This is a genomic window from Mesorhizobium sp. ZC-5, from assembly GCF_025753855.1.
Classification (GTDB): Bacteria; Pseudomonadota; Alphaproteobacteria; order Rhizobiales; family Rhizobiaceae; genus Neomesorhizobium.
Window position 1 is genome coordinate 503,973 of record NZ_JAOWPT010000001.1, and the last position, 25,564, is coordinate 529,536.

Annotated in this window: 28 protein-coding genes; 8 read left to right on the top strand and 20 right to left on the bottom strand. The window is 63.4% G+C overall.

Annotation, left to right across the window (positions count from 1 at the left end; all coding sequences use genetic code 11):
* Window positions 1-24: 24 nt before the first annotated feature.
* Window positions 25-390, top strand: coding sequence for a hypothetical protein (locus OHD58_RS02360; RefSeq protein WP_263801430.1), 366 nt, complete (start codon window positions 25-27; stop codon window positions 388-390).
* Between the two features lie 421 nt (window positions 391-811).
* Complete coding sequence (locus OHD58_RS02365) at window positions 812-1,102, top strand: GIY-YIG nuclease family protein (protein WP_263801595.1); 291 nt, start codon at window positions 812-814, stop codon at window positions 1,100-1,102.
* A gap of 232 nt (window positions 1,103-1,334) precedes the next feature.
* On the opposite strand, the gene ftsH is transcribed toward OHD58_RS02365, so the two are convergent.
* From ftsH to ybgC, 9 genes are all read right to left on the bottom strand, one after another.
* Complete coding sequence (gene ftsH / locus OHD58_RS02370; RefSeq protein WP_263801431.1) at window positions 1,335-3,272, bottom strand: ATP-dependent zinc metalloprotease FtsH; 1,938 nt, start codon at window positions 3,270-3,272, stop codon at window positions 1,335-1,337.
* A gap of 111 nt (window positions 3,273-3,383) precedes the next feature.
* The gene (gene tilS, locus OHD58_RS02375; protein ID WP_263801432.1) at window positions 3,384-4,784 is read right to left on the bottom strand and encodes a tRNA lysidine(34) synthetase TilS; all 1,401 of its coding nucleotides are present in this window, start codon (window positions 4,782-4,784) and stop codon (window positions 3,384-3,386) included.
* On the bottom strand, window positions 4,771-5,850 hold the full coding sequence (gene ybgF, locus OHD58_RS02380; RefSeq protein ID WP_263801433.1) for a tol-pal system protein YbgF: 1,080 nt from the start codon (window positions 5,848-5,850) through the stop codon (window positions 4,771-4,773). Before ybgF ends, tilS begins: the two co-directional genes overlap by 14 nt.
* A 161-nt stretch (window positions 5,851-6,011) precedes the next feature.
* A complete protein-coding gene (gene pal, locus OHD58_RS02385) occupies window positions 6,012-6,518 on the bottom strand; it encodes a peptidoglycan-associated lipoprotein Pal (RefSeq protein ID WP_263801434.1) in 507 nt (168 codons plus the stop codon).
* A gap of 265 nt (window positions 6,519-6,783) precedes the next feature.
* Window positions 6,784-8,100 (bottom strand): Tol-Pal system beta propeller repeat protein TolB, encoded by a 1,317-nt coding sequence (gene tolB / locus OHD58_RS02390; RefSeq protein ID WP_263801435.1) that lies wholly within the window; start codon window positions 8,098-8,100, stop codon window positions 6,784-6,786.
* 40 nt (window positions 8,101-8,140) lie between these two features.
* A complete protein-coding gene (locus tag OHD58_RS02395) occupies window positions 8,141-9,193 on the bottom strand; it encodes a hypothetical protein (RefSeq protein WP_263801436.1) in 1,053 nt (350 codons plus the stop codon).
* A 3-nt stretch (window positions 9,194-9,196) separates the two neighbouring features.
* Window positions 9,197-9,655, bottom strand: coding sequence for a protein TolR (tolR, locus tag OHD58_RS02400; RefSeq protein ID WP_263801437.1), 459 nt, complete (start codon window positions 9,653-9,655; stop codon window positions 9,197-9,199).
* Window positions 9,656-9,667: 12 nt separating this feature from the next.
* Complete coding sequence (gene tolQ / locus OHD58_RS02405; RefSeq protein ID WP_263801438.1) at window positions 9,668-10,378, bottom strand: protein TolQ; 711 nt, start codon at window positions 10,376-10,378, stop codon at window positions 9,668-9,670.
* A gap of 268 nt (window positions 10,379-10,646) precedes the next feature.
* Entirely contained in the window at window positions 10,647-11,117 is a 471-nt protein-coding gene (gene ybgC / locus OHD58_RS02410; protein WP_318528227.1) for a tol-pal system-associated acyl-CoA thioesterase, read from the bottom strand.
* Between the two features lie 57 nt (window positions 11,118-11,174).
* Between ybgC and OHD58_RS02415 the strand changes: the two genes are divergently transcribed.
* Complete coding sequence (locus tag OHD58_RS02415; protein ID WP_263801439.1) at window positions 11,175-12,425, top strand: glycoside hydrolase family 5 protein; 1,251 nt, start codon at window positions 11,175-11,177, stop codon at window positions 12,423-12,425.
* Here OHD58_RS02415 and OHD58_RS02420 read toward each other — a convergent pair.
* The 11 genes from OHD58_RS02420 to OHD58_RS02470 form a co-directional block, all read right to left on the bottom strand.
* On the bottom strand, window positions 12,409-12,924 hold the full coding sequence (locus tag OHD58_RS02420) for an NUDIX hydrolase (protein ID WP_263801440.1): 516 nt from the start codon (window positions 12,922-12,924) through the stop codon (window positions 12,409-12,411). The genes OHD58_RS02415 and OHD58_RS02420 overlap by 17 nt on opposite strands.
* Before the next feature lie 4 nt (window positions 12,925-12,928).
* A complete protein-coding gene (ruvB, locus tag OHD58_RS02425) occupies window positions 12,929-13,969 on the bottom strand; it encodes a Holliday junction branch migration DNA helicase RuvB (RefSeq protein ID WP_412177151.1) in 1,041 nt (346 codons plus the stop codon).
* Entirely contained in the window at window positions 13,966-14,370 is a 405-nt protein-coding gene (locus tag OHD58_RS02430) for a PIN domain-containing protein (RefSeq protein ID WP_263801441.1), read from the bottom strand. The genes ruvB and OHD58_RS02430 overlap by 4 nt, the downstream gene beginning before the upstream one ends.
* A complete protein-coding gene (locus tag OHD58_RS02435) occupies window positions 14,367-14,651 on the bottom strand; it encodes an AbrB/MazE/SpoVT family DNA-binding domain-containing protein (protein WP_263801442.1) in 285 nt (94 codons plus the stop codon). Before OHD58_RS02435 ends, OHD58_RS02430 begins: the two co-directional genes overlap by 4 nt.
* Window positions 14,652-14,705: 54 nt before the next feature.
* Window positions 14,706-15,326 carry a Holliday junction branch migration protein RuvA gene (ruvA, locus tag OHD58_RS02440; protein ID WP_263801443.1) on the bottom strand — a complete coding sequence of 207 codons (621 nt, stop codon included), beginning with the start codon at window positions 15,324-15,326 and terminating at the stop codon, window positions 14,706-14,708.
* Window positions 15,327-15,347: 21 nt separating this feature from the next.
* Window positions 15,348-15,860 carry a crossover junction endodeoxyribonuclease RuvC gene (gene ruvC, locus OHD58_RS02445; protein WP_263801444.1) on the bottom strand — a complete coding sequence of 171 codons (513 nt, stop codon included), beginning with the start codon at window positions 15,858-15,860 and terminating at the stop codon, window positions 15,348-15,350.
* Between the two features lie 71 nt (window positions 15,861-15,931).
* Window positions 15,932-16,462 (bottom strand): DUF1465 family protein, encoded by a 531-nt coding sequence (locus tag OHD58_RS02450; protein ID WP_263801445.1) that lies wholly within the window; start codon window positions 16,460-16,462, stop codon window positions 15,932-15,934.
* Window positions 16,463-16,896: 434 nt separating this feature from the next.
* Window positions 16,897-17,193: a hypothetical protein gene (locus OHD58_RS02455; protein ID WP_318528228.1), complete on the bottom strand. Its 297-nt coding sequence runs from the start codon at window positions 17,191-17,193 to the stop codon at window positions 16,897-16,899.
* Window positions 17,194-17,473: 280 nt separating this feature from the next.
* Window positions 17,474-19,114, bottom strand: coding sequence for an acyl-CoA synthetase (locus OHD58_RS02460; RefSeq protein ID WP_263801447.1), 1,641 nt, complete (start codon window positions 19,112-19,114; stop codon window positions 17,474-17,476).
* A 114-nt stretch (window positions 19,115-19,228) separates the two neighbouring features.
* Window positions 19,229-20,392, bottom strand: a complete 1,164-nt coding sequence (locus OHD58_RS02465; protein WP_263801448.1) for an OpgC family protein — start codon at window positions 20,390-20,392, stop codon at window positions 19,229-19,231.
* Window positions 20,393-20,526: 134 nt separating this feature from the next.
* A complete protein-coding gene (locus OHD58_RS02470; protein ID WP_263801449.1) occupies window positions 20,527-21,297 on the bottom strand; it encodes a sulfite exporter TauE/SafE family protein in 771 nt (256 codons plus the stop codon).
* 196 nt (window positions 21,298-21,493) lie between these two features.
* Between OHD58_RS02470 and OHD58_RS02475 the strand changes: the two genes are divergently transcribed.
* From OHD58_RS02475 to trhA, 5 genes are all read left to right on the top strand, one after another.
* Window positions 21,494-22,147, top strand: coding sequence for a thiamine phosphate synthase (locus OHD58_RS02475; protein ID WP_263801450.1), 654 nt, complete (start codon window positions 21,494-21,496; stop codon window positions 22,145-22,147).
* Window positions 22,148-22,156: 9 nt separating this feature from the next.
* Entirely contained in the window at window positions 22,157-23,164 is a 1,008-nt protein-coding gene (locus OHD58_RS02480; protein ID WP_263801451.1) for a tetratricopeptide repeat protein, read from the top strand.
* Between the two features lie 91 nt (window positions 23,165-23,255).
* The gene (efp, locus tag OHD58_RS02485; RefSeq protein WP_263801452.1) at window positions 23,256-23,822 is read left to right on the top strand and encodes an elongation factor P; all 567 of its coding nucleotides are present in this window, start codon (window positions 23,256-23,258) and stop codon (window positions 23,820-23,822) included.
* A 114-nt stretch (window positions 23,823-23,936) separates the two neighbouring features.
* A complete protein-coding gene (locus OHD58_RS02490; protein ID WP_263801453.1) occupies window positions 23,937-24,737 on the top strand; it encodes an inositol monophosphatase family protein in 801 nt (266 codons plus the stop codon).
* A gap of 76 nt (window positions 24,738-24,813) precedes the next feature.
* The gene (trhA, locus tag OHD58_RS02495; protein WP_263801454.1) at window positions 24,814-25,506 is read left to right on the top strand and encodes a PAQR family membrane homeostasis protein TrhA; all 693 of its coding nucleotides are present in this window, start codon (window positions 24,814-24,816) and stop codon (window positions 25,504-25,506) included.
* Window positions 25,507-25,564 lie beyond the last annotated feature (58 nt).

The window sequence follows — 25,564 nt, forward strand, 5'->3', positions numbered from 1 at the left end:
AAGCTCGGGGCGGGAGATATTGAGATGGCAGCCGAAAACTTCGTCGTTGCTCCGGAGTATCTGAGCATCTACGTCGCGGGAAAGCGGAAGATATCGCCGCCCATTGACCTCGACTATGGAGGTATCGCCGCCAATGAAGATTGCATAACTGTGCCATGTCTTTATTGGAATGAAGGCGACACGACCGTTACGGTCGCTAATTTTGCGGAACTGCCCTCGCAATCCGCGCCCAGCTACGACGGCGTGCTCAATACGCCAGAAAAAATTCTGATGATTTCCGAGGCGAATGCCGACATCAGAGACGTGCCCGTCTCTTCAATTCGCACGCGTATCCGTATCTGGATCGATCACCCGACGCAGCCCCAAAATATCGTGATCGCGTGGGCTTAATATGACGCGCAAGGCGGTTAGGTATAAATGGCTATGCCAATCAAAGAATAACTATCGTCCTTGCACCCCTCTGGCATTTCAATGTCTCGGCATGGATTCCCGACACGCTCCGCTCCCTGCGATCGCTCACGCGGTCGGGAATGACGGATTCCATTGATGGCTTCCGCAAAATCTCCAACGGCGGCGATTGGAATGATGGCAATCCATGTTCACACCCAAACGCCGTCGGACTTTCGTCTAACGGCGCCTGCCTCCTCCGCTCACCTGCACTGGAGGTTGGTCGACATCAATACATCCGTCATTCCCGACCGCGTGAGCGAGGAACGAGCGGAGCGTGTCGGGAATCCATGCCGGAACGTCGAAGTTAACTGCCTGCGCAATCTTGCTTGCCGCCAAAAGTAGCGCCGCTACAGTCCACCGGATGAGCCGGCGGGGTTATGTCTACATTCTGGCATCGCAGAAAAACGGCACGCTCTATACGGGTGTGACATCCGATCTGGCCGGCCGGCTATTGCAACATCGATCGGGCACAGGATCAAAGTTCGTGGCGCGCTATGGCGTGGTGCGTCTTGTCTGGTTCGACGAGTATGAACTGATCACCGACGCGATCGCCCGCGAAAAGGCGATCAAGAAATGGCCGAGGCAATGGAAGATCAAGCTGATTGAGGAGCATAACCCGGATTGGCGGGACATTACCTGGCATCTGGTTTGAGGTCGCAGGCTCCTGCACCGCCCCACACTTCCGCTGCGTTCCGGCATGGATTCCCGACACGCTCCGCTCCCTGCGGTCGCTCACGCGGCCGGGAATGACGGATTTCACTGATGGCTTCCGCAAAATCTCCAACGGCGGCGATTGGACGACGGCAGTTTCTCGCCCACGAAAAAAACGCCGCCGGACTTTCATCCAGCGGCGCTTCAATCCAACCTGAGCGGGCGGGGCGAACCTACCCCTGCGGCTGCGGTTCCATGCCGCCTTCGGGCTCGCTGCCCGGCTTCTTGCGCCTGCCGCTGGCGCCGGCTTTCGGCACCGTTGAGCCACGGCTTGGCGGCGTGTCGTCGCCGAGATCGCGTGACGGCTTCTGGCCGGCGATGATCTGCTTGATCTCGTCGCCGGTCAGCGTCTCGTATTCGAGCAGGCCTTCGGCAATGGCGATCCAGGCCTTCTTGTTCTTGGTCAGGATACGCGTCGCCTCGGTGTAGGCCTCGTCGATCAGCCGGCGCACCTCGGCGTCGATGATCTGCGAGGTCTCTTCCGAGACGTTCTGCGTGCGCGCCACGGAGTGGCCGAGGAACACCTCTTCCTGGTTGTCGCCATAGGCGACGCGGCCGAGCTTGTCGGAGAAGCCCCACTGGGTCACCATCGAGCGGGCGAGCTTGGTCGCCTGGCTGATGTCGGAGGAGGCACCGGAGGTGATGTTCTCCTTGCCGAACTTCAGCTCCTCGGCGACGCGGCCGCCCATCATGATGATGAGGCGCGAGATCATCCAGGTGTAGCTCACGGAATAGCGGTCGCCTTCCGGCAGCTGCATGACCATGCCGAGCGCGCGGCCGCGCGGGATGATCGTCGCCTTGTGCAGCGGATCGGCCTGCGCCACCTTCATCGCGGTGATGGCATGGCCGGCCTCGTGGTAGGCGGTCTTGGTCTTCTCTTCCTGCGTCATCGCCGACGAGCGGCGCTCGGCGCCCATCATGATCTTGTCCTTGGCGTCCTCGAACTCGGCCATGGTGACCAGGCGCTTGTTGCGCCGCGCCGCCATCAGCGCCGCTTCGTTGACGAGGTTGGCGAGATCGGCGCCGGAGAAGCCGGGCGTACCGCGCGCCAGCACCTTGAGGTCGACATTAGGCGCCAGCGGCACGTTGCGCACATGCACTTTGAGGATCTTCTCGCGGCCGGTGATGTCCGGGTTCGGCACCACAACCTGGCGGTCGAAGCGGCCCGGGCGCAGCAGCGCGGGATCGAGCACGTCGGGGCGGTTGGTGGCGGCGATCAGGATGATGCCTTCATTGGCCTCGAAGCCATCCATCTCGACCAGCAGCTGGTTCAGCGTCTGCTCGCGCTCGTCATTGCCGCCGCCGAGGCCGGCGCCGCGATGGCGGCCGACCGCGTCGATTTCGTCGATGAAGATGATGCAGGGCGCGTTCTTCTTGGCCTGGTCGAACATGTCGCGGACACGGGACGCGCCGACGCCGACGAACATTTCGACGAAGTCCGAACCCGAGATGGTGAAGAACGGCACGTTGGCTTCGCCGGCCACCGAGCGTGCGAGCAGCGTCTTGCCGGTGCCGGGGGGGCCGACGAGAAGCACGCCGCGCGGGATCTTGCCGCCCAGCCGCTGGAACTTCTGCGGGTCGCGCAGGAACTCGACGATCTCCTCGAGGTCTTCCTTGGCCTCGTCGACGCCGGCGACATCGCCGAAAGTGACGCGGCCGTGCGCCTCGGTCAAAAGCTTGGCCTTGGATTTGCCGAAGCCCATTGCGCGCCCGGAGCCGGACTGCATCTGGCGCATGAAGAATATCCAGACGCCAAGGATCAGGATCATCGGCAGCCAGGAGAGCAGGATACCGAAGATCGAGCTCGAGCCGTCGTTTTCGGGCCGCGCGTTGATCGTCACGCCCTTGTCTTCAAGGCGCTGCACCAGCGTCGCGTCGCCCGGCGAATAGGTCTGGAAGCCGGCCGCGTTGTCGATGTAGGTGCCGGAGATGCGGTCGCCGGCGATGGTCACCGCCTTGACGCGGCCGCCGGAAAGTTCCTGTAGGAACTCCGAATAGGCGATCTCGCGCGTGGCGCCACGCTGCTGCGGGGCTTGGAAAAGATTGAAAAGGGCAATCAGGAGTACGGCTATAATCGCCCAGAGCGCGAGGTTGCGATAGTTCGGATTCATCGAATGTCCCGTTGAGGCCCCGGAAGCGGAACCCGTCCGTGTGAGGTGTTGTCCGTAACATAGGGAGAGCGCTGGTGCTTGCCAAGCACAACCCCGTGTCTCGGTTAAAGCTTATCCTTCATTGTGGCCCACGAATGGCAGGGCCGGAACTGCTTCGCAACCCAGCAATTCGGCCAAGGCCCGCGCGATCTCAATGTCGAACGACGGCAGGAAATGCGCCCAGGGCGCGGCAACCGGCACTGTACGGATACCCCGTGCGCGAGCCTCGTCGCCGGTCGCCGGCCCAAGGCAATCCTGCCCCGACCACAGCGCCAGCTGCAGCGCCAAGGCCGCGCCGACAAGGCTTTGCGGCGAGTCCAGATGCTGAAGCGCCGCCTTTCTGCCGTTCGCCGCGCCGAACGGTGCGATGGTCAGGCCTGCCGGTGCGTCGGGACAATGCAAGCGGTATCTACCGTCCCAGACTATGGCGTCGAAGACCGGCGCGGCGGCCGGCAGGCCGCGCGATTCCCGCCGCAGGAAGATGCCGCCCTTGCGCGCATCGACGACGGTCCGCGACAATGTGGCGCGAAGCGGCGATCTCCGTAGCCGCCGAAAGAGTTCGCCCGAGCGCCCCTCGTCGGGCAGATAAGCTGCGCCGCCGCAAACGGCGAGCAGGACACGCAGCGCATAAATCGCCGCGTCCACATCCATCGTCGCAGGGAAATGCGGTTCGAGCCGGATCAATCCTGGTGCGGCGAGCGCCGCCGTTTCACGAAGCAGTGTTGCGGCCCGCGCGCCAAGCGCGACGCGGCTGCGCCGCGCCAGGTCCATTGTAGCCAGCAATTCGCGCCGCTCGCCCTCAGCGGCCAGTCCGGCCCTCACGCGCGGCCGTTCATATCCGGTGTTCGTGTTGGAGGGATCGTCGGCCCAGCCGGTTGCGTTCGCGCTGAGAAAGTCGCGCAGCGCCTGCCTTCGCGCGCCGAGCAGCGGCCGCACGATCCAGGTCCTGCCGTCGAACAGGGTCGCCGGCGCCATGCCGGCCAGTCCTCGACCCTCGCCGCGCGCCTGGCGCATGGCAACGGTCTCGGCCTGGTCATCGAGCGTGTGGCCGGTAAGCACGATATCGGCGCCGGCGGACCGCGCCGCTTCGGCGAGCAGGCGATAGCGTGCCGCGCGCGCGGCAGCCGAAACGCCGCTCGCCGGCTTGTCGCCGTCCCAGCGCATGATGCGATGCGTTATGCCGTGACGGGCGCAAAGTGCTGCCACGTCGCGCGCTTCGGCGCCGGATTCCGGCCGCAGCCGGTGATCGACGGTCACGGCGACCAGCCGCACGGCCGGGAAGGACGTTTCGAGCCAGGCCTTTGCCAACAGGAGAAGCGCGACCGAATCGCTGCCGCCTGAAACTGCCACGACGATCGCTTGGCGGCCGGTCAGGGCGATGGTTAAAAAAAACTTGAGAAGGGTGTGGTCTATCCGGAAGAGCGTATCGATTCCGGCGGAAGCTGTTGCTGTTCCGGCGTCAGCACGCCGCAAGCGCCTGCTCCTGCTTGATGCGCTCCTTGAGCGCGGACGAGGTTTGGGGATACCGCTTGCCGATCTCGCTGAAGGTAGCGCAGGCGACATCGCGCTGGTTCAGGCCAACCAGCGACACGCCGAGCTTCAACAGCATTTCCGGCGCCTTCTTGGATTTCGGATAGTCCTTGTTGGCGGCGAGGAAAACTTCCGCCGCGTCGCGGTATTTCTTCTGCCCGAGCAGCGACTCGCCCAGCCAGAAATGGGCATCAGGCGCCTTTTCGTCGCCGGGAAAACGCGCGATGTGATCGCGGAAACCCGTTTCCGCCGTGCCATAGTCGCCCGACAGGATGAACTGGTAGGAATTGCGGTAGAGTTCCTCGGGGTCGTTCGTCGAGGGAAGCGCCGCCACGACGGTGCCGTCGGCGCCGCCACCGGCGGCCGGCGGGTCGATCGGATCGAGCGGCACCGAGGTCTGGCCGGCCGACGGAGCCGCGCCGCCGATTGTCGCCTGGTCGCCAACGCTGCCGCCGGTGACGTTGCCGCTCTGGTCGAAGGTGATCGTGCCGAAGGTCTTTTGGCCGCCGAACGCGGGATCCTCGCTGGGTGCCGGCGCGGTCGCGGTGTCAGCCGGCGGGTCGAGCGGCGCCGAGACGTCCGGGACGCCGCCGGAAGCGGCAGGCTCCGTCGTTCCCGTGCGCGGCGCCTCGGCGACCGCCCGGTTGGACTTGCCGGCGCCCGCGTCGGAGCGCTTGCCCTCGATTTCCTGGAAGCGGAACTCGTTGTCTTCCTGCATCTTGCGCATCTGCTCCTGCATCTGCAACAGCTGGAAATTGAGTTCCTCGAGGGTGCCGTTCAACTGGCGAATCTGCTCCTCGAGCGCGGTGACGCGCGGGTCGCCGGCCTGTGCCATCTGCACGCGCTCGCCGGCAGGCTCGCTGTCGCGCTGCCAGACTTTCGGTAGCGGCAGGAAGACGCCCGGCAGTTGAATGCCTGCTTTCGGCGCCGCCGCGCCATCGTTGGCCAACGCGGCCCCGTAAAGAAGCGGCAAAGCGACGATGCCGCCCAGTATTGATCGAAATTTCATCAGTTTCTCGCCCTGAAAGGAATAGCCATACGGCCGCAGGGAACGCGGCTCATTGGCTTTTATCAGGACCCGAGACTTCGGCCAAATTTTGTTTGCCGCCCGCCGCAACGAAAAAGGCGGCCGAAACGGCCGCCTTTTGCTGTACCTGTGGCCTGAAAAGCTCAGCTGCCGGCAGCGCCGTTGAGCACGGTGACGGCGCGGCGGTTCTGGCTCCAGCAGGAGATGTCGTCGCAGACGGCCACCGGGCGCTCCTTGCCGTAGGAGATCGTCTTCAGGCGGGAGCCGGCAACGCCGCGCGAGACTAGGAAGTCGCGGGTCGCGGCGGCACGACGTGCGCCCAGCGCCAGATTGTATTCGCGCGTGCCGCGTTCGTCGGCATGGCCCTCGATGGTGATCCGGTAGTTACCGTACTGGTTCAGCCACTGCGCCTGCTTGGACAGCGTCGCCTGGGCATCGGCACGGATCGAGGTAGAGTCCGTATCGAAGAAGATGCGGTCGCCGACATTGACGGTGAAGTCCTGTGCCGAGCCCGGCGTCGCCGCGCCGGCACCAAGGCCGAGATCGGCTGCGCTGTTAGGCGTCTTCTTCGACGCGCAGCCGGTGATCGCCAGCCCGGCGACCAACGCTATGACGAGCGGATTCGTTGTGAGTTTAGCGATGCGGCGCATACCCGCCCTCTCCTTCGCATTCGAGTGATTTCGTTGATCAACCAGTAACCACGTTGCGGTTAACCGGTGCTCAAGAAACACGGTTAATATTCTGTTGCCGCCACCCAGCCCGGCATGCCGGTGTCCCCGGCTCTGGTTGGCGCGCACCGTAGGCTGAAATGAGGCCGAAACGCGGCGTGGATGTGAAAAAGGGGCCATTTCGGCCCCTTTTTGGACTGTTTGTGCAAATGATGCGGATGCCCAGGCGGCATCCCGCCGCAGACCGTTATTCGAGCAGCGGCGACCAGGCCGGGTCCGAAGCGAAATTGGCGGTCGGGATTGCCTGTTCGTTGCGGCCTGTGAGGTCAATGGAATAAAGCCGCGGCCCGCCCGAGCCCGCCGCCTCGCGGAAGAACATCAGGACGCGGCCGTTCGGCGCCCAGGTCGGGCCCTCCTGGGCGAACCCGGTCGACAGGATGCGTTCGCCCGAACCGTCGGTCTTCATCACGCCGATCTGGAATTCGCCCCCCGACTGCTTGGTGAAGGCGATGAGGTCGCCGCGGGGCGACCACACCGGCGTCGAATAGGTGCCGTCGCCGAAGGAAATTCGGTTCTGGGCGGAACCATCAGCGCCCATCACGTAGATTTGCGCACGCCCACCGCGGTCGGAGGTGAATACGACTTGGCTGCCGTCGGGCGAATAGGATGGCGAGGTGTCGATCGAGTTGGAATTGGTCAGCCGCGTCGTCGTCCGGCTCCTCAGATCCATCGCGAAGATGTTGGAATTGCCGTCGTCGCGCAGCAGGCTCATGATCACTCGCTGGCCGTCGGGGGAAAAGCGCGGCGCGAACGTCATGCCCGGGAAATTGCCGACGAGTTCGCGCTGGCCGGTCTCGATCTGCAGCAGGTAGACCTGCGGCTGGCCGCTTTCGTAGGACATGTAGGTGATTTCCTGGCGGCTCGGCGAAAAGCGCGGCGTCAGCACGATCGAGGAACCGTCGGAAAGATAACGCTGCTCGGCACCGTCCTGGTCCATGATGGCCAGCCGCTTCTTGCGCTTGGTCTTGCCGCCGGATTCATCGACGAAGACGATGCGGGTGTCGAAATAACCCTTCTCGCCGGTCAGCCGCTCGTAGATCGCATCGGCGATGATATGCGCCACGCGCCGCCAGTTCTGCTTCGAAGCAAAGAACTGCTCGCCGGCCAGTTGCTGTCCGGCAAAGGTATCCCACAGGCGGAATTCGGCGCGCAGCCTGCCGTCGGCTTCCTGCGTCACGCGGCCGGTCACCAGCGCCTGCGCGTTGATGACCTTCCAGTCTTCGAAGCGCGGCGCGACATCGGGATTGGAGATCTTCTCGATGAAGGCGCCCTTGTCGATCGGCGCGAAAAGCCCAGAGCGCATCAGGTCGGCGGCGACGACGCCGGCGATCTGCGCGCCCATCGTGTCGCCCGAGAGAAAATCGGTGATGGCGATCGGCAGGGGCTCGATGTTGCCCTTGTTGACGTCGATCTCCACCAGCGCCCGCGCCGGCAAGGTAACCGCCGCGCTCATGCCGGCGGCCATCGCGCCAATCAGCAGGATCGTCTTCAAGAATTTCATCATTCGGTTCAGCCTCTTCAGTACCTGTCCCGGCAAGTGTTCGTCAGAACATCTCGCTCGGATCGAAATTGACAATCACGTCTGCCCAAGCGTCGTATTTTTCGGCGGGCAGGTTGTAGGGCGCACAGCGCGCCACCGCCCGGCGCGCGGCCTCGGCCGCGGCGCGTTCGACGCCGCCCGAGCCACCGCCCGAAATGATTTCCGGGCTGCCTTCGAGCGCACCGGAACGGTCGAGCTTGAATTGCACCGAAACCCTGAGGTTTCCGCCATCCGCGGCGCCGGCCGGGATGTTCCAGCAGCGCTGCACCTGGCCGCGCAGCGCGTCCATCTCGCTCTGCGACAGCTTCGAACCGCTGGTGGTCCTCTGCCCGCCAAGAGCGGCCTGTTCGGTCGAGCGCTTGGCACCGCCGCCGGAAGCCTTTTCCTTGTTCAGCAGTGCCGCCACTTCGTCGGCGTTGAATTCCTTTTCATCGGATTTCGGCTTCGCCGCCTGCTTCTCGGCGGGTTTTTCGGAATCCTTGCGGTCCGGGGCCTTGGCGGTCTCGGCCTTCGGCGGCTGTGGCCGCGCGTCGGGCGACGGCGCGTTCTCCGGCAGCTTGACGGCTTCGGCTTCCGCGTTGTCCGCGACGATGGTCTCGGCGACCGGATCGGGCTTCACTTCCTGCTTCGGCTGCGGCTGCGGCGTCACCTCGGTGGCCGGCACTGGCGTCGGCTTCGGCTCGGACTGCTTTACCGGCTCCGGTTTCGGCAGGTCGGCCGGCTTTGGAGTGGGTTCCGGCGACGGCGCGGGCGCGGCGGCCGTCTCCACGGGTTTCGGCCTGGCTTCCGGTGTGGCCGGCTTGTCGGTATCGACGTCGTTCTCGCCAATCTTCTGGGCGTCCGGCACGACATCGGGCTTTTTGGTCGGCAGCGGCGCCGGCTTCTCGGCCATCGGCGCCTTCTTGTCGCCCTGCTGGATCTGAGTGATCGAGACGATCTCCACCGGCAGCGCCTCGACATCCGAAACCTCAAACGCCTTCGGCGCGGACAACGAAAACAGTCCGAAGCCGAGCAGCGTCGCGTGCAGGATGACCGATGTGGTGAGGCCGGCCTTCATTTCCTACTGGGTTTCCTGTTCCTGCAGCGTGACCAGGCCGATCTTGTTGTAACCGGCGGCCTGGATCCGGGCCATGACGCGCATCACGGTGCCATAGTCGGCGGTCTTGTCGCCGCGCACATAGATGCGTTCCTCATAGCCGGCCTTGGCGATGGCGCCGAGCTTGGCCACGACTTCCTCGAGCGGTATCTCGGTTTCCTGGATATGTATCTGGCCCGACTCATTTATGGAGATGGTGATCGGCTGCGTTTCCGAGTTGAGCGCCTTGGCCTGCGTTTCGGGCAGGTCGATCGGCACGCCGACCGTCATCAGCGGCGCCGCCACCATGAAGATGATCAGAAGCACCAGCATGACGTCGACGAACGGCGTCACGTTGATCTCCGACATCAGGCCGTGATGGCGTCCGCGGCGCCTGTGGCCGCGGGAGCCACGCCCGCCTGTCTGTCCGGCTGACATTCCCATCGTGCTTCTACCTCACGCCTTCGGGACGACTTTTTCATCGATTTGGCGCGAGAGTATGGCGGAGAACTCGTCCGCGAACCCTTCCATGCGCACGGCGATCTTGCCCGCGTCCGATGACAGCTTGTTGTAGGCGATGACCGCTGGGATGGCGGCCAGCAGGCCGATTGCCGTGGCCAGCAGCGCTTCCGCGATGCCCGGCGCCACCACGGCGAGATTGGTCGATTTGGAGCCGGCGATGGCCTGGAACGAGGTCATGATGCCGACCACGGTGCCGAACAGGCCGATGAAGGGCGCGGCCGAGCCGATGGTGGCGAGGAAGCCGAGCTTGCCCTCGAGGCGCTCCATCTCGCGCGTCAGCGCCAGGTCCATCGCCTTGTCGATGCGCGTCTGCAGGGCGAGCGGCGACTTGGCGCCCTTCTCGAAACTCTTCTTCCACTCGCGCATCGCCGCGACGAAGATCGAGCCCATGCCGGTCGTCTTGCGGTCGGACAGCGTGCGGTAAAGTTCCTCCAACGACTGTCCCGACCAGAACACCTGCTCGAAGCGGTTGAGCGCGCTGCGCATGCGGCTGTAACCGATCAGCTTGTCGACGATGATCGCCCAGGTCCATATCGAAGCCGCGAGCAGGCCGAGCATGACCAGCTTCACGACCCAGCCGGCCTGCCAGAACAAGGCCCAGATCGACAATTGTACGCCTGGTTCGGCGAGTGCGACATTTTCCATAAAAACCGTCCTTAAAGATGCCGGGCATCGGCTCTCGGCTGGCCCATGCGCATCACCCCGAATTGGTCCGTCCGCGCGAAGCTTCCGGAAGTGCCCCAAAATGCGCCGTTGGCGGGCCTTTTCGGGGCGAAATTTGGTGAAAGGAAGGCGCGCGGAATCTCACCGACTTTCACCGATTTCTTCATGGACCGTTAAGGTTAAGGATGCGTTTAGGGACGCTGGCGTCCTGGCCCCGATGCGGACGGCGTCCGCCCGGGCTGTGAGCGCCTCAAATGCGATCGGGCATGAAGGCCGCGACCCATTCCCTGGGGAAACGCCGCGGCCGGCCGTTTTCGCCGATGATCGCCGCCTCGACCTTTGCTTCGACCAGCACCTCGTCGCCGCGCTTCAGCTGCTGCGCCATGAAAATGCGGGCGCCGGAAATCGCATCGGTCCGTGTATCGATGGTGAGCACATCGTCGATGCGCGCCGAGCCGCGGAAGTCGATTTCCATGCGGCGTACCACCCAGACCAGCTTCTCGCCATGCTTGCCTTGCGCAAGTTCGGTGTGATGAACCCCGGCGAGCCGCAGGAAATCCGAGCGGCCGCGTTCGAAGAACTCCAGGTATCGCGCGTGGTAGACCACGCCTGAAAAGTCGGTGTCGGCGAAATAGACCCGTGCCATGATGCGATGGCCGAACGGCGTCAGGACGCCGGCGAGCCCCGCCATCAGCAAGTCCGATTCACCATGATCCGCCATCGCGCTTTCCTTTTTCCGGCTGAACTGACAGGAAATTTGGGCAACAGGCCGAACCCGATGGCATTATTGGCGACCACGATCAAGAACTGTCTGCTGGCGCTGGCGCTGCTGGTCTGGCTGGCGACGCCGTCGGCGGCGGCCGCGTTCTCCATGAAGCGCGGCATCAATCTCGACATGTGGACCACCTGGCCCGGCGAAGACGGCTGGCATGATCCGACCGTCATCCTGCCCTATCCGGAATGGCGCAAATTCCTCGACGATGCGGATTTGTCGGCGTTGAAGGACGCCGGTTTCGATTTCCTGCGCATGCCGGTCGATCCGGCGCCGTTCCTGTCGGACAAGACTGAAGCATTGCGCGACGATCTTTATGCCAGCTTGCTCGAATCGGCGCGCATGATCAACCGCGCCGGACTGAAGGTGGTCGTCGACATGCATCTGGTGCCGGCCGGCGGCAACCGGACGCTCGGCATGAGCGAGGTGATGGACGACGCGGCGATGTTCGACCGCTATGTCGAGACCGTCCGCACAATGGCGCGAACGCTGTCGAAGGAAGACCCGGCGCTGGTCGCCTTCGAACTGATGAACGAACCGGTGCTCGATTGCGACGAGGATGGCACCAATCTGTGGCCGGAGCGGCTGAAGCGGCTCTACGCGGCGGCGCGATCGTCGGCGACCCGGCTGACCCTGGTGTTGAGCGGCGCCTGCCTGGCGGGTGCCGAAGCGCTGGCGAAGATCGACCCGAAGGAGTTTCCGGACGACAATGTCATCTGGACGTTCCACTCCTACTGGCCGTTCCTGCTCACCCATCAGGGCGCCACCTGGGCCGGCGATTTCATCCGCTACGTGACCGGCCTGCCCTTTCCGCCCTATGCGGTGCCGCGCGCCGAACTGGACGCGGCGCTCGAAGCCGTTCGCGAGAAGATCAGGGCGGACGCACCATGGGCACGGCGCGCCGGCATGATTGCCTATCTCGGCGAGCAGATCGCCACCATGGACACAAGGGAAAAGCTCGACGCGCTGATGGACGAACCGTTCAGGATCGTCGATGCCTGGGCGAAGAAGCACGGCGTCGCGCCGGAAAACATCTTCCTCGGCGAGTTCGGCATGATCCGCCAGGAATACGGCAACTCGTTCGTCATGCCCGCCGCCTCGCGCGCGGCTTACGTGAAGGACATGATCGACCGCGCCGAGAGCCGGGGCTATGCTTGGTCGGTCTGGTCGTATGGTGGCGCCTTCGGCGTCGTCGAGGAGTTCGAGAGCAGGAAGGCCGAGCCCAACGTGCTGGAGATGATCAGGGGGTTGAGGTAGCGCCTGGCTGTTCACGCCAGACTATATGTTCGGTGCTCGTTGGCAGTGCGGACAACCGCTGCCGCAGGAAGGCCGGCAACAGCCCGATCCTTGACAGGTTCTCTTCATCTGCCGCCTGCCAGCGGAACTCCAGTTCATTCCGTCCTTCCTTGAGAACGTGAACCGTTTTGTCTCGCGCCCGTGAAAATCCGATCGGCAGGCTCATTTCATGGATGAAGAGCAGTTCGTGATAATCACGGCCGCGATAATTGAAGAAATTCTCGACCACGAAAACCAGCTGGCTGACCTCGACGTCGAGCGCCATCTCCTCGGACATTTCGCGAGTGAGTGTAGTCGCCGAGTCCTCGCCGAGTTCGGCATGTCCTCCTGGCAGCGTCCAGAAGGACTCGTGGGTGGCGGAATGCAGTAGAACGTGGCCGTTTTCAACCGCAACTCCGGCAACCCGATAACTGAAGTGATCGCTGCCGGCGTCAAGCGTGATAAGGCGCCTTTGCGCCATCCGCTCAGTCTTCTTCCTGGAACAGGCTGATCTGGGTGACCGCCAGGTCGCGCGGCGCTTCCAGCCCGAGATGCTTCCATGCGTTCGCGGTCAGCACGCGGCCGCGCGGCGTGCGCTGGATGAAGCCCTGCTGGATCAGGTAGGGCTCGATGATATCCTCGATGGCGTCGCGCGGCTCCGACAGGCCGGCGGCGATGGTCTCGATACCGACCGGGCCGCCGCCGAAATTCATGGCGATCATCGACAGATAACGCCGGTCGAGCGCATCGAGGCCGAGCGCGTCGACCTCCAGCCTCGTCAGAGCTTCGTCAGCGATCTGCCGGTTCACATGGCCGTCGCCGGCAACGCTGGCGAAATCGCGCACCCGGCGCAGCAATCGACCCGCGATGCGCGGCGTACCGCGCGCGCGGCGGGCGATCTCCAGCGCGCCGTCGTCGCCAAGCGGCATGCCGAGGATGCGGGCGCCGCGCCGTACGATCTGCTGCAGTTCCTCGACGGAATAGAAGTTGAGCCTGACCGGAATGCCGAAGCGGTCGCGCAGCGGATTGGTCAGAAGGCCGAGCCGCGTGGTCGCGGCAACCAGCGTGAACTTGGCAAGATCGATCTTGACCGAGCGCGCCGCCGGACCTTCGCCGATGATCAGATCGAGCTGGTAGTCTTCCATCGCCGGATAGAGGATTTCCTCGACCGCCGGGTTCAGCCGGTGGATCTCGTCGATGAACAGCACATCACGGTCTTCGAGATTGGTAAGCAGTGCTGCGAGATCGCCCGCCTTGGCGATCACCGGACCCGACGTCGAGCGGAAGTTGACGCCAAGCTCGCGCGCCATGATCTGCGCCAGCGTCGTCTTGCCGAGGCCGGGCGGACCGACGAACAGCACATGGTCGAGCGCTTCGCCCCGCCCCTTTGCCGCCTCGACGAAAACTTTCAGATTGGCGCGCGCCGCCTGCTGACCGACGAATTCGTCGAGCGTCTGCGGGCGCAGCGTCGTGTCGACGTCCTCGCCGCGCTTGTCCGGGGAGATGAGGCGGGGGGAGAGGCTCACGCGAGGAGTTCCATACCGGGAACCTTCTTCGCAGCCTTCTGATCCAAAGTGACAGTGTGCAGACAGCCGAGATCGGCAGAGCGTTCCGCTATCAAAGCGTCGGCAAAATCGGCGTTGGCTTCATCAACCAGTAAGAGCGCGCGAACGACCACATCATGGCACTCGACGTCGACACCGCGAATATGAGTCAGCTTCCGTAGTGCTTCGCTGCTTTGCTGGCGGCTGAACCCGAACTGACTCCTAAGGGCCCAGTCAGCCTCCAAAAGTGCAACGAGGGTAATCACCCCTCGATGTTCATTGTTCAGCTTCGAACCGAAGCCGACAACCAGCTTTCTCTGCTCTTCATCGTCGTCGACGATAAGGCGCAGAAGGACGGTCGTGTCGATACCCAACTTGTTCATGCGGCGGTCCGCTTGGTGGTGCGTCGCAGGGGCTCGGCTGCAGCCGCGCCCCCCTCGCGGGCAACCGTCTCATCAATCTGGCCCAAAGTTGCCCGACCCTTGGGCGGCGCACCGAGGAAACCAGCCAGGTCGTTAAAATCCACATTCTTCGGCGTCACCAGAAATCTGTCTCCCACAAGGGTGTAGACGAGCTCGTCGCCTGTCTTCAGAGACAGCGCCGTTCTTAATTCACGTGGCAGCGTAACCTGACCTTTCGACGAAATTTTCAAAAGTTTCGGCATTTTCTGCATCCTTCCGACTATTGGAGAATAGTCGGAAAAGCACGACAACTCAAATTACCGCGCCAGTTCTTTCAATCCCAGCCGGATCAGCTTTGCCGAATCCGCTCCCTCTCCGGCCGTCTTCATCGCTGCCGCCACCGCGTTCGCAGCAATGTCGCGGGAATAGCCGAGGTTGGTGAGGGCCGAGACCGCATCGGCAACCGGCGCGGGTGCCACACCCTCACCGAGTTCCTGCTTCAGCCCGATCGTGCCGCTCGCCGAACCGGCAAAGGCCGGCGCCTTGTTCTTCAGCTCCGTGACGATGCGCTCCGCCACCTTCCGTCCGACGCCCGGCGCCCGGCTCACCATGGCGATGTCGCGCAGCGCGATCGCGTTGGCTAGGTCCGGCGGCGACAGCGTCGACAGGATCGCCAGCGCCACCTTGGCGCCGACGCCCTGCACGTTGTTCTGCAACAGCCGGAACCATTCGCGCTCCAGCGCGGTCTGGAAACCGTAGAGCCGGATCATGTCTTCCCGCACATAGGTCTCGATGAACAACGTCACCGCCTCGCCCGGTCCGGGCAGATTGGCCAGCGTGCGGGCCGAACAGTAGGCGACATAGCCGACGCCATGCACGTCGACGATGCAGTGATCCTCGTCGACCTCGTCCAGCGTCCCCTTCAGCTTGCCGATCATTTCCCCGCCCCTCGAATGCCTCTAATCCGCCAGCGCGGCCACCCGATAAGCCACGCTCTGCCGGTGATGGGCGTGGCAGATGGCGATCGCCAGGGCGTCGGCCGCATCGTCGCCTTCGAACGTCGCCTTCGGCATCAGCACCCTCACCATCATGTGGATCTGCTTCTTGTCGCCATGGCCGACGCCGATCACCGCTTTCTTGACCGCGTTCGGCGCATATTCGGCGACCCGCAGTCCGGCGCGCGCCGGCACCAGCATGGCAATTCCGCGCGCCTGCCCGAGTTTCAGCGTCGCCGACGCATCCTTGTTGACGAAAGTCTGTTCGACGGCGGCTTCATGCGGCACATGTAAATGAAGGATTTCGGCGAGGCCGTCATGCAACTGGCAAAGCCGGGAAGCGAGGGCGGCCTTGTCGTCCGACCTGACCGTTCCGGACGCAACGAAGCGCAGGGAATTGCCGAGGCTCTCGACGATGCCCCAGCCGGTTCGCCTCAGCCCCGGATCGATGCCGATGATGCGAATCGCGTCCCTCATATGCCCACTCTATCTGCGCTGGCCGTTGATGCCAGCGAATTGTGAACAAAACAGAAACGGAATGGGAAGTATCAGCCGCGCGCGAAAGCAGTGTTGAGCAGCGAGATCTGGTCAGAAACCGGATTGCTGGCGCGCAGCGGGCCAACCACGGTGTTGTCGCTGCCGCCATAGATCTCGTCGTCCATGCGGCGGACGACACCTTGCAAGCTGAGCGACCGCAGCACGAGGTCGCGGAAAGCTTCCGGCAGTTCGTTCCAGCCGGTGCCGTTTTCCTGCGCCGAACTGGTATCGAGACGCACCTTGGATTTTTCCGCGGCCACCTGGTCGCGGGTCATTTCACCAGAATTCGCCGCCCGCTGCAGAAGCAGCCAGGAGGCCACCTGCATCAGCCTTGTCGTCAGCCGCATCGATTCGGCCGCGTAAAGCGTCGCCGCAGGCCGCGACAGCTTCTTGGCCTCGGCGCGTCCCTGACCGTCCAGATATTCGGCCGCCTGTTCCACAAGCCGCATGCCCTCGTTGTAGAGTGGCTTGAAGGATTGCGAAAAGACCCGGCGCTCGGCCAGCTTGATGGTTTTCGCCGTCCCTTTTTCAGGCTCGATCATTCAACTGCGCCCCTGCACTTCCCTGACCCGTGGTACTTGCCGCCTTCGAGCGGTGAACCTTTTTCGGTTCCGCCACCTTAAACGACAGGGCTAAGAAAATGCTCCGCCGCGCCGGTCAAGGCAAGCGCATGTTTAACAGAAGGTTAATGGCGGGAGTGCGGCGTCCGCCGTGTGTGGCGCATTGCTTGAATGCGGACAAAAAAAGAGCCGCGGAAAAGCGGCTCTCAGGAGTTTAACAGGGAGGCGTCAAACGGAGTGGCACCAACCACTCGGTAAGAATCCAGATCACTGGATGGCCATAGTAAACACCTGTAAAGCTTAACGGACTCTTAACAGCCCGAATATTTTTTAGCTCAAGCCCGAAACAAGTGTCCCACATGCGGACACTCGTCTGGATGGGATCACCGCCGAATCGACACCTCCGCAAAAGCCGTTCAGGCCCGCCGAACGACCGGCAGCGCGATCCAGGCGAACAGGATCATCGCCGCCAGGAACCCGAGCGAGGAAATTCCGGTGACCGGCTCGAGTGCCTCGTTGCCGCCCAGCAGGAAGAACAGGGAGACGACGAGAGTGACGCCGCTGACGGCGGTAAGCCAGAAGTGCACTTGCGCCAGCCGGGTTTCCCGCGCTGCGGGAAACAGGTGATAGAAGAATGCAAATACGGCAGACATCAGCCAGCCGGCCACCATCACATGAGCATGCACCGGCATCGGCGAGTGATCATGGCTCATGCCCATATGGACACCGAGTATCATCCCGCAAATCGCGTACGCGATCGCGAGTACAAAGAAATTCCGTGCAACGCCTTGCATGCCCCACTCCATTTTTGCCGTATCCCTTCCGGGATTGGGTCGCCGCGAATCCCCATGCGGCCGACACGAACATTAGCATGTCGGCATATCCCGCAAAAGACGGTATCCGGAGCGGAGCGGTCTCTATGACGCAGCCGTTTCAGGACGGTGTCGTCCGGCCGCCGGCGGGATACATTCCCGTTACGCAGGCACCCGTTGATCAACCGTCCCGCGCCATTTCCCTCAACCGGAATTTCTGTATCTTGCCGGTCGAGGTTTTGGGGATTTCGGCGAAGATCACCGCCTTGGGGACCTTGAACCGCGCCAGCAGGCTGCGGCAGTGCTCGATGATCTCACTCTCGCTCGCCGTCCTGCCAGGCTTCAACTCGACATAGGCGACCGGCACCTCGCCCCATCTGTCGTCGGCCCTTGCGACGACACCACAGGATGCCACCGCAGGATGCTTGTAGAGCGCATCCTCGACTTCGATCGACGAGATGTTCTCGCCGCCCGAGATGATGATGTCCTTGGAGCGGTCCTTGAGCTGGATGTAGCCGTCGGCATGCATGACGCCGAGATCGCCCGAATGGAACCAGCCGCCCTCGAACGCCTCGTCGGTGGCTTTGCGGTTCTTCAGGTACCCTTTCATGACGATGTTGCCGCGGAACATGACCTCGCCGATCGTCTCGCCATCGGCCGGCGTTTTTTCCATCGTCGCCGGGTCGATCACGACCAGGCCTTCCAGAGAGGCGTAACGGACGCCCTGCCGCGCCTTCTTCGAAGCCCGTGCAGGCTTTTCGAGATCGTCCCAGTCGCCGTGCCATTCGTTGACGACGGCCGGTCCGTAGGTCTCGGTGAGGCCGTAGAGATGCGTTACCGCGAAACCGGCGTCGGCCATCCCCGACAGCATCGCTTCGGGCGGTGGTGCGGCGGCCGTATTGAAGGTCACCTGCTGCGGAAACTCGCGTTTGTCCTCGTCCTTCGCGTTGATCAGCGTCGACATGACGATCGGCGCGCCGCACAAATGCGTCACGCCATGGTCGGCGATGGCGTCGTACATTGCCTTGGGCCGCACCCAGCGCAGGCAGACATGGGTGCCCGCCTGCACCGCAAGCGTCCACGGAAAGCACCAGCCGTTGCAGTGGAACATCGGCAGCGTCCACAGATAGACGGCATGCTTGGCCATGCCGGCGTGGATCGTGTTGCTGTAGGCCATCAGCACGGCTCCGCGATAATGATAGACGACGCCCTTGGGATTACCGGTCGTGCCCGACGTGTAGTTCAGCGAGATCGCGTCCCATTCGTCGTCCGGCATCGACCATTGGAAATCGGCATCGCCGCCGGCCAAGAAATCCTCGTAGTCGATCGAGCCGATACGCGCGCCCTTGGGATAGGGTGCATCCTGCCCGTACTCGGGATCGTCGAAGTCGATCACCAGCGGCCTGACCTTGGCCAGCGCCAGGGCGTCCTTCATCACCCCGGAAAACTCGCTGTCGACGATCACCACCTTGGTCTCGGCATGGTCGAGCTGGAAGGCAATCACCGCTGCATCGAGCCTGGTGTTCAGCGAGTGCAGCACCGCCTTCACCATCGGTATGCCGAAATGCGCCTCCAGCATCGGCGGCGTGTTGGAAAGCATCACCGTCACCGTGTCGCCCTTGCCGATGCCTTTCTTGGCGAGCGCCGAGGCGAGCTTCAGCGAGCGCTGCCAGAATTCGCGGTAGCTGATGCGCTGGCGGCCATGCACCACCGCAAGATGGTCGGGATAGGTGCGCGCCGCCCGTTCCAGGAATGATACTGGCGTCAGCGGCTGGTGGTTGGCGACGTTCCGGTCAAGGTCGATGTCGTAGATGCTAGGCAAGTGCTCCCCCTCATGCGTGAGGAGGAGACTTTAGACCGGCGCTCCGCGACATTGAAGCAATCTGTTTTCAAATACGATCCCGCGCTGATGCGCCGCGTTCTGCCGGCCTGGCAATCAGGATGCCGGTTTGAGTGCGCCACCAGCCGTCGTGCGCGAAACCGCGGCGGGTTTCGGTTTCTTGCCGCCCCAGCCGATCTTCGGCAGCCAGTCGAGGTAGTAGGCGAGGGCAAACTGCAGCGCGATGCCGGCCGACATCAGGATGGAATCATAGAACAGGCCACCCGGGCTTACCGTCTTCATCACCTGCGCCACCATCGCCAGGATGGTGCCTGCGATGAACACCGGCAGCGAATGCTTGCCGAGCACCGCCAGCGGGTGGTCGGGGCCGGTCCGTGCCAGGTTGGACAGCACCGGGATCGTCACGATGAGATAGGCGATCGACAGTATATGCAGCAGCCTCGATGCCGACAGGAACGTCTTGTCGAAGCCGGTCAGCACCGTCGGCAGGCCGGAGGCGGTCTCGATACCCCACAGCGGCCATTTGACCCAGAAGAGCGCGCCGGCGAGATAGAATACCGCGGCACTTGCCATCCACCAGTTGAAGCGGATCTCGCCGCCGCGCTTCACATGCATCATGCCGGCGATGCCGATCACGAACAGGAACTGCCAGGACAGCGGATTGAGGAACCAGAACCCGTCGCCGGGATAGTTCGCCGGCGCGATCTGGTAGATGCCGGCGATAAGCCAGAGAAGGCCGGACGCCAGCACCATCAGCCGCAGGCTGACGGCGCCGATCAGCAGGAAGGCCGGCATCATCAGGAGCACCACGGCGTACATCGACAGGATATTGTTGTAGCCGACCTGGTGGCTCAGCGTCGCGATGCCGACCAGCGCTTCCGGCGTGTCATTGATGATCAGTTCGATGTTGATCAGCTTCAAAAGGTCGGGCCGCGAGAAATACAGAGCCGCGGCGGAAAATATGCCGAGTGTCGCCACCGTGGTCATGATGTGGGTTGTGTAGAGGACGCCAGCACGCCGCCAAGCCTTCAGCGTGATCAAAAGCCGGTTGCCGGGTTCGAATTTCAACCCATAGGCCAACCCGACGGCGATGCCGGAGATCAGCACGAAGGCTTCGGCCGAATCGGAGAACCCGAAATTCTTGTGCGTGAAGTGCTCGAAGATCGTCCCCGGCACGTGGTTGACGAAGATCGTCAGCAGCGCGAGCGCGCGGAAAACGTCGATGCGGGTGTCCCGCTGGGAAGGTGCATTGCTGGTCATGTTCAGTCACGGATTTTTGTTGCGAGAGGCTGGTCCGAGACGAACCGCCGGGATGATCTGTTCCCGCCCATAACGCGCAAGTACCCGAAAAGGATGACAGTTTTGCGATTTTCCCCGTCACGAATTGTTCATCGCTAAAACATTTGAACGGCGCCGTCCCACACCAGCTTGAGCGCCACGACTGCCACCGTGGCATAGGTGAAGGGGTAGAAAACCTCGGGCCGCATGCGCCTTACAAGCCATGCGCCGGCAAGCGTGGCGAGCGGTGCAACCGGCATCAGGGCAGCGGAGGCGGCGAGATTGGTCGCATCGAACTGGCCGAGCGCGAAATAGGGAATGAGCTTCACCGCATTGGTCACCGCAAAAAAGATCGCGGCGGTACCGGTGACGACCTTCGGATCGAGGCGCAGCGGCAGCGCATAGACCTGGAAGGGCGGGCCGCCGACATGCGCGATGAAGCTGGTGAAACCCGCAACAGTGCCCCAGAACGCCGCGGCGATGCGGTTCGGCTGCGCCGCGTGGTGGGAGCCATGACGGTATCTCAGGTAGAACCAGCGGCCGACGAAGACGATGGCCACCAAACCGACCATGAAACGCACCATGTCCGGTGTCACCACCGCGGCCATCAGCCAGCCCGCGCCGATGCCGACCATGGCGCCGGGCAGCATCTGCACCAGGATCTGCCGGTTGAAGACGCCGCGCCAGGTCCACAGCGACACGATGTCCATCAGCACGAGGATCGGCAGCAGGATTGCAGCCGCCTGCACCGGCGAGATCACCAGCGCCATCAGCGGGACGCCGACAAATCCGACGGCGCCGCCGAAACCGCCTTTCGACAGGCCGACCAGCACGACGGCGGGGATCGCGACCGCGTAGAATGACGGATCGGAAAGCAGTGCGTTCATGCAGGGGCGCCTTTTCGTTCCCGCGTGAGACATCGGACCCGAAAAAAGGGAACCGCTACGGCATGCCGCTTAGCCGGATTGCGCACGCATTGCGAGAGCCGCGTGGCACTGGCCTATCTGTTCAACGACCTTGCATTGTTCTATTCGCAATCCGTAGACGCCGCCGGTCCGGCGACACTTTCTGGAACAGGCTGCCATGGCTGAAGTACCCAACCGCTGCCGTATCGTGCTGATCGCGCCCTCTGGCCAACCGCCCGCCGATCTGGAGCACAAGCTCCGGCAGGCTCTGGAAGGCGGCGACGTCGCCTCGTTGATCCTGCCCTGTTACGACTTGCACGAGGCGGCGTTCCAGGCGCTTGCCGAACGCCTGGTGCCGATCGCCCAGGAAGCCGGTGTCGCCGTGGTGATCGCCGGAGATACCCGTATCGCCGCCCGCATCAAGGCCGATGGCGTCCACGTCGAATCGGGAAAGCAGGCGCTGGCCGACGCGATCGATCGGCTGCAGGACAAGATGATGGTCGGCACGGGGGGCATAAAGACGCGCGACGAGGCGCTCGAGCTTGGCGAGGTGCGGCCGGACTATGTTTTCTTCGGCCGCTTCGGTTATGACAACACGCCGGAGCCGCACCCGCGCAACCTCAATCTGGCGGACTGGTGGGCGGAGATGATCGAGATCCCCTGCATCGTTCTTGCCGGCTCAGGCATCGAATCCGTCGCAACGGTCGCGGCGACAGGTGCCGAGTTCGTCGCCCTCTCGGCGGCGGTTTTCGGCGAAGGGCTGGACCCACGCGAACAGGTCGCCAAAGGCAATTTACTGCTTGACCAAAAAGCGCCGCGTTTCGAGGCTTAGAAGCTCTCCGTGTCGTACAGATCGCGCCTCATATTCCATCTTCTGGCCGCTTTGGCCGCGGCAACGCCGGCCGCCGCGACGGATGGCGCACGCCCGGGCTCGCCCGCCGCTGCTCCACCAGCGGCCGCGGCTCCCGCAACCCCGGATGCGGGTGCGGCGGAAAAAATCGATCCCCTGCGCTTCGGTTCGAAGCCCGCCGATCCGGCCTATGGCGCGTTCCAGCGTGGACTCTACAAGACGGCGCTCAATCTGGCACTGCCACGCGCCGAGGCCGGCGAGGCTCCCGCCCAGACGCTCGTCGCCGAAATCCTGTCGCGCGGCCTCGGCGTCAAGCGCGACGAGACCGCGGCCGCGAAATGGTATCAGCTGGCGGCCGAACAGGGCGTCCCCGAAGCACAGTTCCAATATGCGCTGATGCTCATCGACGGCCGTTTCGTGACCAAAGATCCCAAGGCCGCCTTCGCGCTGATGCAGGCGTCGGCGGAAGCCGGCAACCCGCTGGCGCAGTTCAACTATGCGCAGCTGCTGGTCAAGCGCGATCGTGGCCGGCCTGGCATCGAGGCGGCGTTTCCCTATTACCAGAAAGCCGCCGAAGCCGATCTTCCCGACGCGCAATATGCGATGTCGCAGATCCTCGCCAACGGTACCGGAGGCCAGAAGCCCGACGACGTGAAGGCCCGCGAATGGCTGGTCCGGGCAGCCCGCCAGAACTACGACACCGCGCAGCTCGACCTCGGCAGCTGGCTGATCTCCGGCCGCGGCGGCGAGCGCGACCTGAAATCGGGCTTTGCCTGGCTGAAGCGTGCCGCCGAGGGCGGCAACGTCGCCGCCCAGAACAGGGTGGCTAAGCTCTACATGCAGGGTATCGGCACCGAGCCGGACAGCATCTTCGCCGCCGCCTGGTATATTCTCGCCCGCCGCGCCGGCCTGTTCGATCCGGTCATGGACGACTTCATGAACGGCCTGACACCGGAAGAATTGAAGACCGCGCTCGGCCGCGCGAACCGCCTGCGCTGATGGCCCTCTCTTGCCTCCCGGGGCGTTTTGTGGTCATGGAAGCGCCGAAACCGCCGTCCCGGCGGACAAACCTCTTCCGGAATAGCTGAACATGGCCAAGATCAACGGCAACGAAATCCGTCCCGGCAACGTCATCGAACATGATGGCGGCCTCTGGGTGGCGGTCAGGACGAACGCGGTGAAGCCCGGCAAGGGCGGCGCCTACAACCAGGTCGAACTGAAGAACCTCATCAACGGCACCAAGCTCAACGAGCGTTTCCGTTCCGCCGAGACGGTCGAGAAGGTCCGCCTCGAGCAGAAGGATTTTTCCTTCCTCTACGCGCAGGAAGACTCGCTGGTGTTCATGGATACGCAGAGCTACGAGCAGCTCGAGCTGAACAAGGATTTCGTCGGGGAGCGTGCCGCCTTCCTGCAGGATGGCATGATGGTCACCGTCGAGCTCTACGAGGAGCGCCCGATCGGCATTTCCTTGCCCGACACGGTGACGTTGACGATCACCGAGGCCGACCCGGTGGTGAAGGGCCAGACGGCCGCTTCCTCCTACAAGCCGGCAATGCTCGAAAACGGCATCCGCGTGCTGGTGCCGCCCTTCATTTCGTCCGGCGAACGCATCATCGTCGACACCAACGAGATCACCTACGTCCGTCGCGCGGACTAAAATCCGGCAGTCGGGCTTCGGCAGTCGGGCTTTGCAAGAGCCTCTGCCCATCGCCGGAATCGGTCGCGCATTTTCGATTGCCGACTGCCTACTGCCTACTGCCGAGGAACACCGATGGCCCGCTCAGCCCTTCTCAACGTAATGGTCCAGGCCGCCATGAAGGCAGGCCGCTCGCTCGCCCGCGATTTCGGCGAGGTGCAGAACCTGCAGGTCTCGCTGAAAGGCCCGGGCGATTATGTCAGCCAGGCCGACCGCAAGGCCGAAGAAGTCATCCATGCTGAACTGTCCCGGGCCCGCCCCGGCTACGCGTTCCTGATGGAGGAGCGCGGCGTTGTCGAAGGCGAGGACGAGCAACACCGCTGGATCGTCGACCCGCTCGACGGCACCACCAACTTCCTCCACGGCCTGCCGATGTTTTCGATCTCCATTGCGCTGGAGCGTCAGGGGCAGATCGTCGCCGGCGTCATTTACAATCCGGCGATGGACGAACTCTACACCGCCGAACGCGGCGGCGGCGCCTTCCTCAACGACCGCCGCCTGCGTGTCGCCGGGCGCAACAAGCTCGCCGACACGGTGATCGGCACCGGCATTCCGCATCTCGGCCGCGGCCATCATGGCAACTACCTGATCGAACTGCGCAACGTCATGGCCGAGACCGCCGGCATCCGCCGCATCGGGTCCGCCGCGCTCGATCTGGCCTATGTCGCGGCCGGCCGTCTCGACGGTTTCTGGGAAGAGTCGCTGTCGCCATGGGACATCGCCGCCGGCATTCTGATGATCCGCGAAGCGGGCGGCTTCGTCAGCGACAAGTCGGGCGGCCAGGAGATGCTGGACAGCGGCACCATCGTCGCCGGCAACGAAGCGGTCCACCGCGCACTGCTGAAAACCCTGAAGAAGCCGCTGCCGGCAAAATGATGCTGCGGCGCCAGGCCGCATGTTTCCGACGCACCGCCGTCAATAGCTTGTCACAAGGCAGTGCCAAGAAAAAAGCATGGCAGTGGAATCAAGCCAGCAACCAGCTCAGCAAATACCGTTCATCGGCCGCTTCTCCTATTCGCGCGCCGAACTGATTGCCGATGGCATCGTCCATGCGGTGGGCATCGTCCTGGCGATCGCCGCCGGCTCCGCCCTGCTCACCGTGTCGGCTTTCCACACCGGTCCCGGCGAATACGCCGCGGCGGTCTTCTATGTCGTTTCTCTTTTGACGGTGCTGTCGATCTCCTGCGCTTATAATCTCTGGCCCATTTCGCCTGCGAAATGGATTCTGCGCCGTTTCGACCACGCGGCGATCTATCTGCTGATCGCCGGCACCTACACGCCGTTCCTCGCTCAACTCGACGACATCGCGCTCGCCCGCACCATGCTCGCCGTCGTCTGGGGCGCCGCCGCGATCGGCATGTCGGTAAAACTGTTCCTGCCTGGCCGCTTCGACCGATTGGCTGTGGTCTTCTACCTGGCGATCGGCTGGAGCGGCGTCGCCATAACCGGGACGCTGCTGGAGGCGCTGCCTCATTCGACCGTCTGGCTGATGGTCGCGGGCGGCATCGTCTATTCCTGCGGCGTCGTCTTCTTCGTCTGGCGCAGCCTGCGTTTCCAGTCCGCCGTCTGGCATGGTTTCGTCGTCACCGCCGCTTGCCTGCATCTCGCAGCCGTGATCGATTGCCTGGTGATCAATCGTCTTTAGGGCCAAACACGGTGCTTTCTGCACCAAGGGCCAATGGCGCGCCTTCCAATTTCGTCAC

Coding starts and splice junctions, on each gene's coding strand:
- OHD58_RS02415 (WP_263801439.1), top strand. CDS start 11,175: ATGGCATTATTGGCGACCACGATCAAGAACTGTCTGCTGGCGCTGGCG.
- ruvC (WP_263801444.1), bottom strand. CDS start 15,860: ATGAGGGACGCGATTCGCATCATCGGCATCGATCCGGGGCTGAGGCGA.
- OHD58_RS02465 (WP_263801448.1), bottom strand. CDS start 20,392: ATGACCAGCAATGCACCTTCCCAGCGGGACACCCGCATCGACGTTTTC.
- pal (WP_263801434.1), bottom strand. CDS start 6,518: ATGCGCCGCATCGCTAAACTCACAACGAATCCGCTCGTCATAGCGTTG.
- tolR (WP_263801437.1), bottom strand. CDS start 9,655: ATGGGAATGTCAGCCGGACAGACAGGCGGGCGTGGCTCCCGCGGCCAC.
- tolQ (WP_263801438.1), bottom strand. CDS start 10,378: ATGGAAAATGTCGCACTCGCCGAACCAGGCGTACAATTGTCGATCTGG.
- ftsH (WP_263801431.1), bottom strand. CDS start 3,272: ATGAATCCGAACTATCGCAACCTCGCGCTCTGGGCGATTATAGCCGTA.
- OHD58_RS02360 (WP_263801430.1), top strand. CDS start 25: ATGGCAGCCGAAAACTTCGTCGTTGCTCCGGAGTATCTGAGCATCTAC.
- OHD58_RS02475 (WP_263801450.1), top strand. CDS start 21,494: ATGGCTGAAGTACCCAACCGCTGCCGTATCGTGCTGATCGCGCCCTCT.
- ybgF (WP_263801433.1), bottom strand. CDS start 5,850: ATGAAATTTCGATCAATACTGGGCGGCATCGTCGCTTTGCCGCTTCTT.
- tolB (WP_263801435.1), bottom strand. CDS start 8,100: ATGATGAAATTCTTGAAGACGATCCTGCTGATTGGCGCGATGGCCGCC.
- OHD58_RS02435 (WP_263801442.1), bottom strand. CDS start 14,651: ATGCCGAAACTTTTGAAAATTTCGTCGAAAGGTCAGGTTACGCTGCCA.
- OHD58_RS02490 (WP_263801453.1), top strand. CDS start 23,937: ATGGCCCGCTCAGCCCTTCTCAACGTAATGGTCCAGGCCGCCATGAAG.
- trhA (WP_263801454.1), top strand. CDS start 24,814: ATGGCAGTGGAATCAAGCCAGCAACCAGCTCAGCAAATACCGTTCATC.
- ruvA (WP_263801443.1), bottom strand. CDS start 15,326: ATGATCGGCAAGCTGAAGGGGACGCTGGACGAGGTCGACGAGGATCAC.
- OHD58_RS02450 (WP_263801445.1), bottom strand. CDS start 16,462: ATGATCGAGCCTGAAAAAGGGACGGCGAAAACCATCAAGCTGGCCGAG.
- efp (WP_263801452.1), top strand. CDS start 23,256: ATGGCCAAGATCAACGGCAACGAAATCCGTCCCGGCAACGTCATCGAA.
- OHD58_RS02455 (WP_318528228.1), bottom strand. CDS start 17,193: ATGAGCCATGATCACTCGCCGATGCCGGTGCATGCTCATGTGATGGTG.
- ybgC (WP_318528227.1), bottom strand. CDS start 11,117: ATGGCGGATCATGGTGAATCGGACTTGCTGATGGCGGGGCTCGCCGGC.
- OHD58_RS02420 (WP_263801440.1), bottom strand. CDS start 12,924: ATGGCGCAAAGGCGCCTTATCACGCTTGACGCCGGCAGCGATCACTTC.
- OHD58_RS02430 (WP_263801441.1), bottom strand. CDS start 14,370: ATGAACAAGTTGGGTATCGACACGACCGTCCTTCTGCGCCTTATCGTC.
- OHD58_RS02470 (WP_263801449.1), bottom strand. CDS start 21,297: ATGAACGCACTGCTTTCCGATCCGTCATTCTACGCGGTCGCGATCCCC.
- OHD58_RS02365 (WP_263801595.1), top strand. CDS start 812: ATGAGCCGGCGGGGTTATGTCTACATTCTGGCATCGCAGAAAAACGGC.
- OHD58_RS02395 (WP_263801436.1), bottom strand. CDS start 9,193: ATGAAGGCCGGCCTCACCACATCGGTCATCCTGCACGCGACGCTGCTC.